General features: G+C 46.8%; 11 protein-coding genes and 1 pseudogene. 3 read left to right on the forward strand and 9 right to left on the reverse strand.

Going from position 1 to position 12407, the window contains the following annotated elements; genetic code table 11:
* Positions 1 to 22: 22 nt before the first annotated feature.
* Positions 23 to 148: pseudogene (locus ACOI06_RS13535) on the reverse strand (IS5/IS1182 family transposase); the annotation flags it as partial.
* A gap of 227 nt (positions 149 to 375) precedes the next feature.
* On the opposite strand from ACOI06_RS13535, the gene ACOI06_RS13540 reads away from it, so the two are divergent.
* Complete coding sequence (locus ACOI06_RS13540; RefSeq protein WP_420663126.1) at positions 376 to 1428, forward strand: carbon-nitrogen hydrolase family protein; 1053 nt, start codon at positions 376 to 378, stop codon at positions 1426 to 1428.
* A 337-nt stretch (positions 1429 to 1765) separates the two neighbouring features.
* On the opposite strand, the gene ACOI06_RS13545 is transcribed toward ACOI06_RS13540, so the two are convergent.
* The 3 genes from ACOI06_RS13545 to ACOI06_RS13555 all read right to left on the reverse strand — a co-directional run bounded on the left by ACOI06_RS13545 (position 1766) and on the right by ACOI06_RS13555 (position 5649).
* Positions 1766 to 2908 carry an ABC transporter ATP-binding protein gene (locus tag ACOI06_RS13545; RefSeq protein ID WP_420663127.1) on the reverse strand — a complete coding sequence of 381 codons (1143 nt, stop codon included), beginning with the start codon at positions 2906 to 2908 and terminating at the stop codon, positions 1766 to 1768.
* Entirely contained in the window at positions 2895 to 4541 is a 1647-nt protein-coding gene (locus tag ACOI06_RS13550; protein ID WP_420663128.1) for an ABC transporter permease, read from the reverse strand. The genes ACOI06_RS13545 and ACOI06_RS13550 overlap by 14 nt, the downstream gene beginning before the upstream one ends.
* A 94-nt stretch (positions 4542 to 4635) precedes the next feature.
* Complete coding sequence (locus ACOI06_RS13555; protein WP_420663129.1) at positions 4636 to 5649, reverse strand: extracellular solute-binding protein; 1014 nt, start codon at positions 5647 to 5649, stop codon at positions 4636 to 4638.
* A gap of 764 nt (positions 5650 to 6413) precedes the next feature.
* Here ACOI06_RS13555 and ACOI06_RS13560 point away from each other — a divergent pair.
* Both ACOI06_RS13560 and ACOI06_RS13565 read left to right on the forward strand, forming a co-directional pair.
* On the forward strand, positions 6414 to 6980 hold the full coding sequence (locus ACOI06_RS13560) for a CBS domain-containing protein (RefSeq protein ID WP_420663130.1): 567 nt from the start codon (positions 6414 to 6416) through the stop codon (positions 6978 to 6980).
* 63 nt (positions 6981 to 7043) lie between these two features.
* Positions 7044 to 7469, forward strand: a complete 426-nt coding sequence (locus tag ACOI06_RS13565; protein WP_420663131.1) for a magnesium transporter — start codon at positions 7044 to 7046, stop codon at positions 7467 to 7469.
* A gap of 160 nt (positions 7470 to 7629) precedes the next feature.
* Here the strand turns inward: ACOI06_RS13565 and ACOI06_RS13570 are convergent, their stop codons facing one another.
* The 5 genes from ACOI06_RS13570 to opp1C all read right to left on the reverse strand — a co-directional run bounded on the left by ACOI06_RS13570 (position 7630) and on the right by opp1C (position 12407).
* Positions 7630 to 8601 carry a Bug family tripartite tricarboxylate transporter substrate binding protein gene (locus tag ACOI06_RS13570; protein ID WP_420663132.1) on the reverse strand — a complete coding sequence of 324 codons (972 nt, stop codon included), beginning with the start codon at positions 8599 to 8601 and terminating at the stop codon, positions 7630 to 7632.
* Between the two features lie 162 nt (positions 8602 to 8763).
* Positions 8764 to 9936, reverse strand: coding sequence for a porin (locus tag ACOI06_RS13575; RefSeq protein ID WP_420663133.1), 1173 nt, complete (start codon positions 9934 to 9936; stop codon positions 8764 to 8766).
* A gap of 26 nt (positions 9937 to 9962) precedes the next feature.
* Positions 9963 to 10709 carry an ABC transporter ATP-binding protein gene (locus ACOI06_RS13580; protein ID WP_420663134.1) on the reverse strand — a complete coding sequence of 249 codons (747 nt, stop codon included), beginning with the start codon at positions 10707 to 10709 and terminating at the stop codon, positions 9963 to 9965.
* Positions 10699 to 11529 carry an ABC transporter ATP-binding protein gene (locus ACOI06_RS13585; protein WP_420663135.1) on the reverse strand — a complete coding sequence of 277 codons (831 nt, stop codon included), beginning with the start codon at positions 11527 to 11529 and terminating at the stop codon, positions 10699 to 10701. The genes ACOI06_RS13580 and ACOI06_RS13585 overlap by 11 nt, the downstream gene beginning before the upstream one ends.
* Positions 11526 to 12407 (reverse strand): nickel/cobalt ABC transporter permease, encoded by an 882-nt coding sequence (gene opp1C / locus ACOI06_RS13590; RefSeq protein WP_420663136.1) that lies wholly within the window; start codon positions 12405 to 12407, stop codon positions 11526 to 11528. The genes ACOI06_RS13585 and opp1C overlap by 4 nt, the downstream gene beginning before the upstream one ends.

Here is a 12407-nt window from a genome sequence, read left to right on the forward strand (position 1 = left end):
CAGTTCTACCTTTGGGCTAAACAGGCTCAATCAATGCGAGCAAACGGCTCCAAGGAATCACTCGATCCATCTCCAGAAGAAACTTCTCCCGGCGAGTCTGTTTGCGTTTCGTGCTGTGCTCAAAATCAGAAAAACTCAACTGGTTCATGGCGTGATCACTCATTGATAGAAGGCGACATCCAGATCATACCGTGACGCCTCACATAGGTCACACGGAGTTATTCAGAGTTTCCTATAATTTAAAAATATAGTGAGTATAAATAAATACTTGTTGCTGAACAAATATTTTTAGTGTACTGTCAATTCAACATTATCTAAAAGCCCACATTAGCAATTTCAATTTTTAACATTCAAAACAAACAACAGTCGAGACAAATGAATCCCAACAAAAAACAATTGGCTAATGAGCCAAACATTTACCCAAAAATTAAATTGGCCTCTGTTCAAGCTGAGCCAGTTTATATGGATACTGATAAAACAATTGATAAAGTTTGCAATCTAGTTAAAGAAGCTAGTAAAAATGGGGCGAACATCATCGCATTTTCAGAATCGTTTGTACCCGGGTTTCCATACTGGTGCCGCTATGTATCCCAAGCGGAGTCAGTTCACTATACAAAACAACTTTTAGAACAAGCTATTTTGATACCGGGCAATGAGACAGCAAAACTTTGTCAAGTCGCTAGGGAAAATAATATCGCTATTGTGATCGGAGTGACCGAAAAAACTCCAAATGCTCACGGCACATTGTATAACACAAACATTACCATCGATAACAATGGCGTCATCGTCGGTCGACACCGAAAACTAATGCCAACGCTTGGGGAAAAATTAGTTTGGGCTTTTGGGGATGGTGAAGGATTGTTAGTCCATTCAACCAAGTTTGGAAAAATCGGAACTTTAATTTGCGGTGAAAATGCAAACTCTTTAGCCCGATTTGTACTGATTGCAGAAGGTGAACAAGTACATGTTGCAAACTACCCTGCTGTACCTAAAAATGATCCAGGCGGCTATAACATGTCAAAAGACATTGAAATCAGAAGTGCAGCCCATTCATTTGAAGGGAAAGTATTTACCATGGCAACATCTTGCGTCATCGGTGAATCAACTAAAAATTTTTATAAAGACGACGAAACTATCTTCAAATTCCTAGAGTCCGGTGGAAACGGTCACACCGCCATATACGGACCTCTTGGTACAGTCATTGCAGGCCCTTTAGACAATGATATTGAAGATATTGTGTATGCTGATGTCAATTTAGAAGACGCTCTTTTAACCAAACTACGACATGATATCGGCGGAGGTTATAACCGTTTTGATATTATGCGCGTCTCTGTCAATAGAACATCTAATCAAACAATCACTTCGTTTTCTGACAGTAGTAATAAACTGCAACTTGACAGAGAACATTATGACGAGAAAAACAGTTAATTAATCATAAACAATAACCCATATTGACACTAGCGTGACATTGTTTATTTCAGTTTTGATTTTCATTTTAAAACTTCTTGAAATGAGTGAGCAAATAAAATTTAATCACTTAACATTTGCTCACTCATTCAATGATCAATAACAGAACGAGATCCACGAGAAGGCTTCCCTGTATATCAACATAGACCTGAGCCATATGATTTTGAGATCATGTATATATCAGGGCGCTCAGTAGATCAAAAATGCCAAAGCCAATTACCGTTTTTGACCTAATGGTCAAACCTGATCCAACACTTTAAAAACTGACTTGATCGATTTTTAACCTTTTTACGAACAACTAGTTCGGATAAAACAGTGCCGCTCCAACAAGCTTTAAACCCACCTGATCACCAGCTTTGAGTGTTTCATGCTCACGACCCACGCTCAATTCAATCTCGATATCATCACCAGCACGCAGTAACCATTGACTATGATGTCCATGAAAATTAATGCGAGTGAGCTCGGCTACAAACAAGGCTTGAGGATCTTTTGCATCAGTCGGTAACAACTGATCTGAACGGATCATCACTTGCCCATCTATCACCGACTTATTTATCCCTTGCTCACTCACTCCTGATCCAACTGATTTGATCTGAGCTTGAGTTTTGGGCATCATCTCAACTGGCACCGACGGGGCAATCTCAGTATATGCAAATAAGTTCTGCCCACCTTTCAGGGTTGCTGCCAGAAACAAACTGCGATCACTGATAAAACGCGCCACATCAATGGTCGCAGGTCGATGATAGAGATTTCTGGGTGTATCCAGTTGCACCAGCTGGCCTGCCTGAATCAACGCAATCTTATCGGCATGACTTAAAGCCTCATGGCGATCATGTGTCACAATCACAGCCGCCGCGTTACTGCGTCTTAAGATATCGGTCACATCTTCACGAATTTGTGCACGCAAATGTTCATCCAACGCACTAAACGGCTCGTCTAACAACATCAAGCCTGGGTTTAAAACCAAGGCTCTAGCCAAGGCCACCCGTTGTTGCTGCCCACCTGAGATTTCGTAGGGCATTCTATCGGCCAACCCAGCAATGCCCGTCAGAGCCATCACCGCTTCGATTTGTTGACGCTCTTCAGACGTTTTCCCTTTGCCATTCCCCAAACCATAAGCGATATTGCGATAAACGTTCAGATGTGGAAACAGCACCCCTTCTTGCAACACATAACCCAATCTGCGGTCTTTAGGTGGCACAAACGTCTGTGCATCAAACATGACCTGATCACGAATTCGCAAGCTACCTTCATCTGCAACTTCAAAGCCAGCAATTAAACGCAGCAATGTTGTCTTCCCACAGCCTGAAGCGCCCAGCAAAAACAGGATTTCACCTTCATGCAAAGTCAAATTGATATCACGCAACACGGGCACTTGATCGAATGACTTGCTAACGCCTTTGAGCGTCAGGATTTTGGCGGGTGCTTCAGTTAAAGCCATATCGTCTGAGTAAATAAACAGGAATTCCAGAAAACAAAATCAATCCAACCGCATAAGGTGCAACTGCCGCATAACGACCATCCGCAGTTAACTCCCAGACCGACACTGCCATGGTTTGGACCTCAGTGGGGGTGAGCACCAATGTGGCAGTCAATTCTTTCATTAGATTTAAAAACACCAGAGCAAACGCGGCAGTGACTCCAGGCAGAATCGTTGGCAGCAATAACGTCCTAAACACAAAAAAATTAGAGCGCCCCAAAGATCTTCCCACGTTTTCTAGGTTCGAAGGCACGAGATTCATCGATGCATGTAAGGTTGTTTGTGCCATCGGTAAATAAAGCATCAGATAAGCGACTAAAACCGGGACAAACGTTTGATACACAGGATACGCGTAGCGGATTGAAAAATAGGTCAACGCCAGTGCAATCACAATCCCAGGCATCGCATGCAATAAAAATGGCAAGCGATCAATCCACAAAGTTAACCAATTGCGATATCGGATAGCGACCCATACCAAAGGCATGGCCGCCAATACACACAGCAAAGCACCAATGCTTGATATTGATAAAGACAAACCGAGCGAACTAAAAAACTCACCCCACGCAAAAGCAGTCTGCAAAGACGTTCCGATGTAAATCCAGTACCCAACCATCACCACCGGAACTGCAATGCTCAGGATAAACATGATGGAAAAGAACACAAAGACCAAACTATGTAGCCAAGTAGGCAGCTGACGAGGCACGACCTGCCTAGAAACGCCCTTGCCTTCACGAGCATGGTGGGTTTTGCCACGGAACAACAATTCGAACCCCACAACAATCAAACAAAGCACCACCAACACCAAGGACAGTAACGCCGCAGACGCATTATCAAAAGACATTTCGTACTCTTGATAAATGGCCGTGGTAAACGTTGGGTAATTCAAGATCGAAACAGCACCAAACTCAATGAGCATGTGTAAGGCGATCAGCAAGAAACTGCTGCCTAACGCAGGACGCAATTGTGGAAAAATTACTTTCCAAAATGTTTCCCGACTATTGCGCCCTAGTGACAGACTCACCTCTTCGAGCGTGCGGTCCATGCGCCTTAAGACCGCAGAGACCGGCAAAAAGGCCAGGGGCGCCGAGTTCATTGTCATTACCAAGACAGCGCCAACAAAACCTTCCAGTCGAAAACTCAGGCTGATCCAGCTATAACTGGCCACAAACGCCGGAATACACAAAGGCAATGTGGAGGTGATCCGAAAAAACCCCGCACCAAAAATGCGATACCGCTCAAGTAAAAAGGCGGCAACCGTGCCAAGCACGATCGATAAAAACGTCACAATGACCAGCAGCGCAACCGTATTGCCAAACAGCATCCAAACCCGTTCACGGAACACCAGTTCAACGGCACGCGTCAAACCGACATCAGACGATCTGAGCAAAACATAGGCAAACGGCAGCAACATCGGGATGCTGATTAACAGCACCAGCAAGCGCAACCACAAAGGGGCACCTTGCTTTCTTTTCTGATGCGACCAGAAACGCAAAAAAGCACCCCGTGATCCAGACATCTTTGGATCTTTTGGGTGTGTCACGGTTGGCAGTTCGACCGTATTCAGAACGTGTGCTGTTTGCGTATATTCACTCATAAAAAGCTATTAAAGCGAAAACCCTGTTACCAGGGTTTTCTGATCACAGACATGATGTGTCTTTCTGTAGACACACAGGTCTATTGCTAAGGGATTACTTCAGACCAGCTTTCTCAAGCAATCTGGCCGCTTTCTCTTTATCCTCAAATGTGGTCACACTGGTCTTAGGTGCGCCAATTTCTTTGTAGGGTTTTAAATCAAACGATGATTGTACGTCTGCGCGCAGTGGATATTCAGCACGCTCGTTAGCAAACGCTTGCTGACCTTCTTGACTCACGGCGTACTCCACAAATTTAACGGCCTCGTCCTGATTGTCTGAACCATTGAGTACAGCAATTGTGGCATACGTCATCATGGCACCGGGATCTTCATGACCGATAAAATTCAAACGGCTTTTAACCTTATCGAGACCACCTTGCTCACGCACCATGTTGTGCCAGTAGTAGTTGTTAATTAAGGCAGCTGGGATTTCACCACGCTCAACCGCGGCCAATGCCACTGAGTTCTTAGCGTACTGCTTGCCATTGTCTTTAAGACCTAAAAGCCAATTCAGAGCTGTTTCTTCATCCAACATATCGGTCATGCCGATAATTTGCTCCAGAAACGCACCCGAAGTAGGCACAAAACCAATGCGACCTTTCCACTCAGGCTTGGCATAATCCAAAACCGATGTGGCCAACTCTTCTTCTTTAATCAGATCGGGATTGTAAGCAACGACTCGCGCACGACCACTCGTCGCAACCCAGTCTTGGTTTTCTGCTTTTGGAACTGCGTCATAGCCCTCACCGTGCATGGCTTGAACGACATTTTCAGGTAATTTGACCAAAAGACCTTTTTGCGACAACATCAGCATGGGTGATGTTTGCTCAGCCCAAAAAACATCGGCGGGCGTACGCTCGCCTTCTTCAGCCAATTGACCGGCCATTTGCTCACTAGAGCCTTTTTTGACGTTGACTTGAATGCCTGTTTTTTCTGTAAAAGCTTTCGCGACTGCATCGGTTCCTGCCTTGTGCTGTCCACTATAAATCGTAATATCTGCCAGTGCGGGACCCGCTGCGCAGGTTAACCCCAATGCCACTGCCCAGCCCATAACCTTGTTTAAAGCCATATCGCAAAAACCTCTCTAAGAGTAAGTCATAATGAGAATTGTTATTATTTATAACAGAAAACGCATTTAGATTCATCTTTTGTCCACACGAAATTTAGGTTTTTGTTAGTGAGCAAAATTTCTGTCGATCAATTCGAATCTTCACAGTCATTTATGCCTAAAGCCGAGTCTTGATTGAAGTCAATTAGTCAATTTTTACACAAAACCACGGGTTCAGCACGGCAGGCGATTTGCCATTGTCAGGTGGGCGGCCTAAAACACTGACCCAATCACGATTGTGAGGAAATGAGGAACATCGAGAAACGGCTGTTAACTGTGTTCTACACGCTGATTCAGTTGACTGTAAGCTGATCACGATGACAACCTAGCTCGGATCACTCTCGTTTAAAGCACACACTCATTTCGTCACATAAAACACACAAACTCAGTGTCTGACTAAAACAACATCAGTTTTCAAAACCTCTTATGAGGATCGACGCTGACAACCTAATAAATCGAGTTCATCAATGCCTGAAGAACCAGAACCTCGATTGAGGCTGAATCAGGCGGATGCGACACACGGCTAAACCGCCATCTGCGGCTAGCTAATGCTGCTCAACCTGATTCTTGCCCTTTTAAAGACAAAATTGCCACTCATCAGTGCGCTAGTACTGAGGGGAACGGTCGTTTGCACACTCTGAACATTACACGGCGCCTTGTGTTTTTTGTTTTAGCGCACACAAGAACTCGCAAACACCACAAGAAACAAGAAAAAAGGAAACATCATGTCCGTAAAATTTCTAAATTTGTCCATGATGGACAACGCACCCGTTGTCAGCAACTCGATGCCAGACCCCAACACATACCCTGACAACACGGTGGGATCGGTTATGACTGGTTCATTTGTCACGCTCGATGTGAACCAGACCGTGGCAGAAGCCTTAGAAACCATTCGTCTGGATGCGCCCGTCAAAGATACGATCTACTTTGCCTATATTCTGGATCACGACAACCATATCGTGGGCACGGTGTCATTGCGTGATTTGATTCTTGCCAACCCAGAAGACAGTCTTGGCGACATTATGGCCACGCACATTGTTTTTTGCACGGTGACCGATCACCAGAGCGAAGCCGCACGACTCATTGGTGTTCACGACTTACTGGCTTTGCCCGTACTAGATGAAAGTGGTCAGATGGTGGGGATCGTCATGCATGACGATGCATTTGACGTTGCAACTGAAGATAGTACTGAGGATCAACTGAAACTCGGGGCAATCGGTAAATTGTCAGGCTCGATTAAAAACGCATCCATTAGTGCTTTGTATCGCATGCGAGTCGGTTGGCTGGTCTGACTGGTATTTGGGAACATTTTTTCTGGTGCGGGCATCGCCTATTTCGAAGGACTAATCGAAAGCATGGTGGCACTGGTTTTTTTCTTGCCACTACTGATTGACAGCGGTGGAAACGCGGGCTCTCAAAGTGCCACACTGGTCGTACGCCCACCAGCCACAGGCGATGTGGGGCCTCGGGACTGGATTTCGATGTTAAGCAAAGAATTTAGCGTCGCTTTATTTCTTGGCTTAACTATGGCCTTAGCCGTTTCTGCCTTTGGTGCGTTTCGGGCAGGTACTGATGTCGCCTTAGTAGTGAGTCTCACCATGGTCACTATCGTGATGGTGGGTAGCGTGATTGGTATGTTACTGCCATTTATTTTAGACAAGATGAAACTCGACCCAGCCTCGGCAAGCGCACCACTGATCACCACTATTTGCGATGGCGTGGGTGTACTCATTTATTTCAATATCGCCAACTCTCTATTGGAGATTCCGGGTGCAGCCTAATAAAACAACGTTGCCCTGCCCATCTCTATCACCTGACGACTAGCTCTGGTTAAAACAAGAAAAAGCCGCCAATCGTGCACCCACCGGTAATTCTGAGGGTGCCGATCCTGCGGCTAATTAATTGAGCCTAGAAAAACGGATGACTCAGATCATATAGCGATCATTGAGGGTTTTTCATAAACTTTTCAATGATAGGACCAAATGTACGATCTGCAGTTTTCATGCGTTCGACAGTCTGATCTGCACTCGTCACATTCAATGTCACACCACTTTCCTGCAACTTTTGACGAAGTTGCGCATCAGAACCGACTTTCGCCATGGCAGCTTCAATGGTTTTAGCAACTTCAGGATCTAATCCAGCTGGTGCTGCCAGTGCCGTCCAGAAAACCACCTCAAAATCATCCCAACCCATCGCTTCATTGATTGTTGGCACATCCGGCAAAGCATCCAAACGCTCCATCGTTGCGACTGCCACCGCTTTGGCATCACCCGACTTCAGAACTGGTTGCGCTTCGTTCAAAGTCGCCAATGTCATATCAATCTCACCTGCTAACAACGCAGTGCGAACCGGGGCGCCCCCTTGATATTGCACGATCAGTCCATCAGTGCCTGTACGCATCAGAAAGTTTTCTGCGCCAATGTGATTACTGGCCCCTACGCCTGAAGCACCAATCGTATATTTGCCAGGGTTGGCTTTCATGGCTTCAACCAACTCAGTCAGATTATTGGCGCTCACACCCTTGCCCACTTCAAGCACCATGGGCGAATCGGCTAGGCCAGACAGAATCTGAAAATCTTTAAAAGCATCATATTTCACATCCGGCTGCAAATACTTGTTCAGCGGCAACGACAAAGAGGCGGCGTAGAGCGTATAACCATCCGGTTTCTGTTGCGAGACGTGGTTACTAGCCACCGAGGTTGCACCACCCGGGCGGTTTTCAATGACAATGACTTGACCAAGCTCTTTTTCAAGCGCTTGCGCGACCATGCGTGTCGACACGTCGGTAATGCCGCCGGCGGCATAGGGCACAACTAGTTTGACGGGACGGTTTGGATAATCACTGGCAAAGCTTGAACCTGACATTACGGCCAGGCTCAAGCCTGTAATCGCCAGCACTGTTTTCATTTTCATCGTTGTCTCCTCATTGATTTCTAAATCTTGTTTATCGTGAACAAATGAATTTTGTTCACTAACCCTAACACGCAGAATCACCGTTGAGGATCACATTGAGGATTATTGAGTGTGCCTCTAAACCACCTACTAGAAAGCGGCACACTCAGACAACACAGACCGTTAAAAAGAATGTCGCAATCCCACTGCCAATGTGCTGACTTTCACACCATTTAACATCGCCATATTATTGCCGTACGCATAATAGGCATAAACACCGGTTCGACGTGATAGCGAATGGCTCACCCCGACACTGGCAATTGTCTGACTCGACAATTGATCAATGGGCGATGTTTTAAGGGAACCACCGGGCACCATCTGTTGCACCGATGTAAACACACGTGTGCGCTCAGAAAGCGGTGCACTGAGCCCCACCATCCAAGACTGAGAACGTGCACCCGGTGCAAATAAGGCGGTTGTCAAATCACCCAATCCACCTGTGTTCATACCCACATCCGAAGGGGTTTCCCAGATATTGACCACACCACCGATTTGCTGACCATAGGCCGCATGCAATTTAACCACTTTGAAGTCATAAGTCGCACCCAGAACCCAAGCATCAATTTTGCTGGACTCGAGCGCAAGACTGGCCGGTGCCATTAACCGATCCCAGATCGCCGCCAACTGAATCGGCCCTCTTTCATAATGGGCTGCTAGCGAAATTGCTCTGGTTCGATTATTGGTCTCGAAAGAAAAAGGCACAGCCCCTGTCGGCTGGATCTGATTGGTTGAGGCAGGTACTTTGGCAATACCCACTTGCGTATCAAATGAATAGCCAGCCCCCAATGTCAGACCATTCCAATTCGGTGATGTGTACATCACCATATTGGAATAACGAATGAATTCTGAACCCATGGACATCTGCAGATTCGCCATGCCATAAGACGACTCAAACGGATCAATCGTCGCAAAGGCATCTGAACCGGGTGAGGATCGACGACCCAGATCAAGCGCCCCCCAAGACTGACTACTCAAACCAAGCGTTGAGCGGCGCTTAAAACCACTACTTGCCCCTGTGGTGGCATTGATCCCACTTTCATACACGAAATTAGCCTTTAGACCATTACCCAGGTCTTCAACGCCTTTGATCCCCCAACGGGAAGCCGCCTGTGTGCCTGACTTCATGCCAATTTGCGTAAACGATTCTTTACCGTTAACTGCAAACGTAGACCCCGTTCGCACCGTCTGATACTCAAGTGCCAAATCCACTGCCCCATACAGGGTGACTGACGACTGGGCGTGAACCGTTGCAGCAACACCAATCAACGCCAACGAAACCAGTGTTCTCTTATACATAAACTCACCTTTCCTTTTTCACATCATTACAAAACTCGACTCAGCAAAGACTGTGCGAACGGCGACTGCACCTGTGACAGCGCTTGAACAGGACAACTCTCGACAACAGTCTGCTCATCAAAAAACAACACGCGCTGACACAAATAACAAAGCACGCGAATATCGTGCGTGATAAACAAATAACTAAGCGCGAACCCTTCTTGTAGGTCCAACAACAAATCAAGCACTTGCACTTGCGTCGGAATATCGAGTGAACTCAGTGCTTCATCCAACACTAAAAACGCCGGATTCGTTACCAGCGCTCGGCTGATACACACCCGTTGTGCTTGCCCACCCGAGATCTCACCTACATACCGAGACATGAGATCGGGTGACAAATCCACTCGTTGTAAAAACCCGGCAACCTGTTCACGTTGTTGTGTTGGCGGCAGTGGTGCATATAAATTCAAAGGCTCAGCAATCGCCTCATACACCGTCATCCCCGGATTAATTGAACTGCTGTAATCCTGACACACAAGACTGATCTGCCCATAATGACTCGAGCTTCGGTGTAGCGATTTGTTTTTAAAGAGAACCTCGCCTTGATCCGGTTTCTCTAAACCACACACAATACGCGCCAGCGTGCTTTTACCACTGCCGCTACGACCGACCAGCCCCACACTCTCACCCTGCTCAACCGTAAAGGTCACATCACGCAAAACCATCTGTGAACGCGCTCGCCATTGCCCAGATTGACGATATTTTTTAGTGACGTTCGCGACCTTAAGAAGCATGGCCACCTCGCATCAACACCTGAAATCGAGCGTCCAGCTTTTGGCAGGCATTTAGTAAATACTGCGTATACGGATCTTTAGGGGTATTCCAAACACTTTCAAGCGTTGCACTTTCAACCAATTGGCCATGTCGAAGCACCACGACATCGTCAGCAATCTGCTTCAACAGGTTTAAATCATGGCTCACAAAAATCAGGGTTAAGCCATGTTCATGCGCCAATATTTTCAATAGCTGTACGATCTCATACTGAGACACACTATCAAGCGCTGTCGTTGGCTCATCTGCAATCAGAATTTGAGGTTGATGTGCCAGTGCCAACGCGATCATGATGCGCTGCAACTGCCCACCACTTAACTGATGAGGATATCGGTTGAGCAACGTTATGGCATCCGATCCAAGCTGACACTTCAACAAAACATCGTGCGCCAAGTCCTCACATTGCGTGCGTGATAACGGAAAATGCAGCTGCAGGGTCTGCATAAACTGAGTGCGTAAAGTCTGGCGCGGATCGAACGCGCTCATCGGATTCTGGACAATCAGACTCATGACTTTGCCCCGAAGATCTGCCCAGGGATCTACTTGCTCACTCGCCAATAAGTTTTGATCGTTAAACCAGATTTCACCACTAACTTGTAACTGTGAGTCCAGCAATCCCAGAATGGCATGTGACAACAAGGTTTTTCCGCTGCCGCTTTCACCGACAACCCCTAGTGTCCGATGCCGTTGGATATCGAGCGTGATCGAGGATAAAAGCGTTTTAGAAGTCTGTGTGCCTTTCAAGCAAACCGACAGATTTTGTAGCCGTAAGATCGCAGTCAAGAGAGCATCCCCCTGCTGTCATCTGAAGGCGTCATACCGGATTGATGACGGCGTTTTGAGGTATCTAAAAGATCTCGTACAAAATCACCCACCCCATTAAAAGCCACCACAACTAAAACAATGGCCAAACCTGCGGGCAACATTAGCTCAGGATGCAACACCATCACATTCTTAGCTTCATTGAGCATGTTGCCCCACTCCGGGGTGGGTGGCTGTACACCGAGCCCTAAAAAAGACAATGCCGAAATCATCAAGATCACAGCACCGACATCTGTGGTAGCGAGCAAAGCGATTTCAGCCGCAGTCATCGGCAACAGATGGCGTCTTAAAATATGAGAAGCAGGCGCACCGATCACTTGTGCATAGCGCACATAATTGGTTTGCGTGTACTGCAAGACCGCACCTCGAACCATCCGAGCATACCAAGCCCACTTCACCACCACGATCGCCAACAAAATATTGCCAATACCGGGACCAAGCACACCGACTAATGCCAAGATCATGACTTCTGCCGGAAACGACAGCAGCACATCGCACAGGCGCATCAGAAACTCATCGATCTTGCCGCCAGACATGCCAGCCACCAATCCCACCAAGCAACCTAGAATCAGTGTCATGGCCATGGCGGCGATGGCATAAAAGACGGTTGTGCGAATCCCAAACAACACCCGTGAAAACACACAACGCCCAAGATGATCTGTGCCAAAAGGAAAAGCGGCGCTTACCCCTTGGTATCGATGTCGAATAGCGGTTTCAATGGGGTCGTTGGGCGCAATCCATGGTGCGAAGATGCCCGCCAGAATGACTACCACCACAATCAAAAGACACAGGGCAGAAAACCAATCATGACGCAGCAGGTTCAGGGCTCTGGCAAACAT

Source organism: Orrella sp. 11846, from assembly GCF_048820935.1.
Classification (GTDB): Bacteria; Pseudomonadota; Gammaproteobacteria; order Burkholderiales; family Burkholderiaceae_B; genus Algicoccus.

Excerpts from the sequence above, each read along its gene's own strand:
- ACOI06_RS13540 (WP_420663126.1), top strand. The coding sequence starts at position 376 with ATGAATCCCAACAAAAAACAATTGGCTAATGAGCCAAACATTTACCCA.
- ACOI06_RS13545 (WP_420663127.1), bottom strand. The coding sequence starts at position 2,908 with ATGGCTTTAACTGAAGCACCCGCCAAAATCCTGACGCTCAAAGGCGTT.
- ACOI06_RS13550 (WP_420663128.1), bottom strand. The coding sequence starts at position 4,541 with ATGAGTGAATATACGCAAACAGCACACGTTCTGAATACGGTCGAACTG.
- ACOI06_RS13555 (WP_420663129.1), bottom strand. The coding sequence starts at position 5,649 with ATGGCTTTAAACAAGGTTATGGGCTGGGCAGTGGCATTGGGGTTAACC.
- ACOI06_RS13560 (WP_420663130.1), top strand. The coding sequence starts at position 6,414 with ATGTCCGTAAAATTTCTAAATTTGTCCATGATGGACAACGCACCCGTT.
- ACOI06_RS13565 (WP_420663131.1), top strand. The coding sequence starts at position 7,044 with ATGGTGGCACTGGTTTTTTTCTTGCCACTACTGATTGACAGCGGTGGA.
- ACOI06_RS13570 (WP_420663132.1), bottom strand. The coding sequence starts at position 8,601 with ATGAAAATGAAAACAGTGCTGGCGATTACAGGCTTGAGCCTGGCCGTA.
- ACOI06_RS13575 (WP_420663133.1), bottom strand. The coding sequence starts at position 9,936 with ATGTATAAGAGAACACTGGTTTCGTTGGCGTTGATTGGTGTTGCTGCA.
- ACOI06_RS13580 (WP_420663134.1), bottom strand. The coding sequence starts at position 10,709 with ATGCTTCTTAAGGTCGCGAACGTCACTAAAAAATATCGTCAATCTGGG.
- opp1C (WP_420663136.1), bottom strand. The coding sequence starts at position 12,407 with ATGTTTGCCAGAGCCCTGAACCTGCTGCGTCATGATTGGTTTTCTGCC.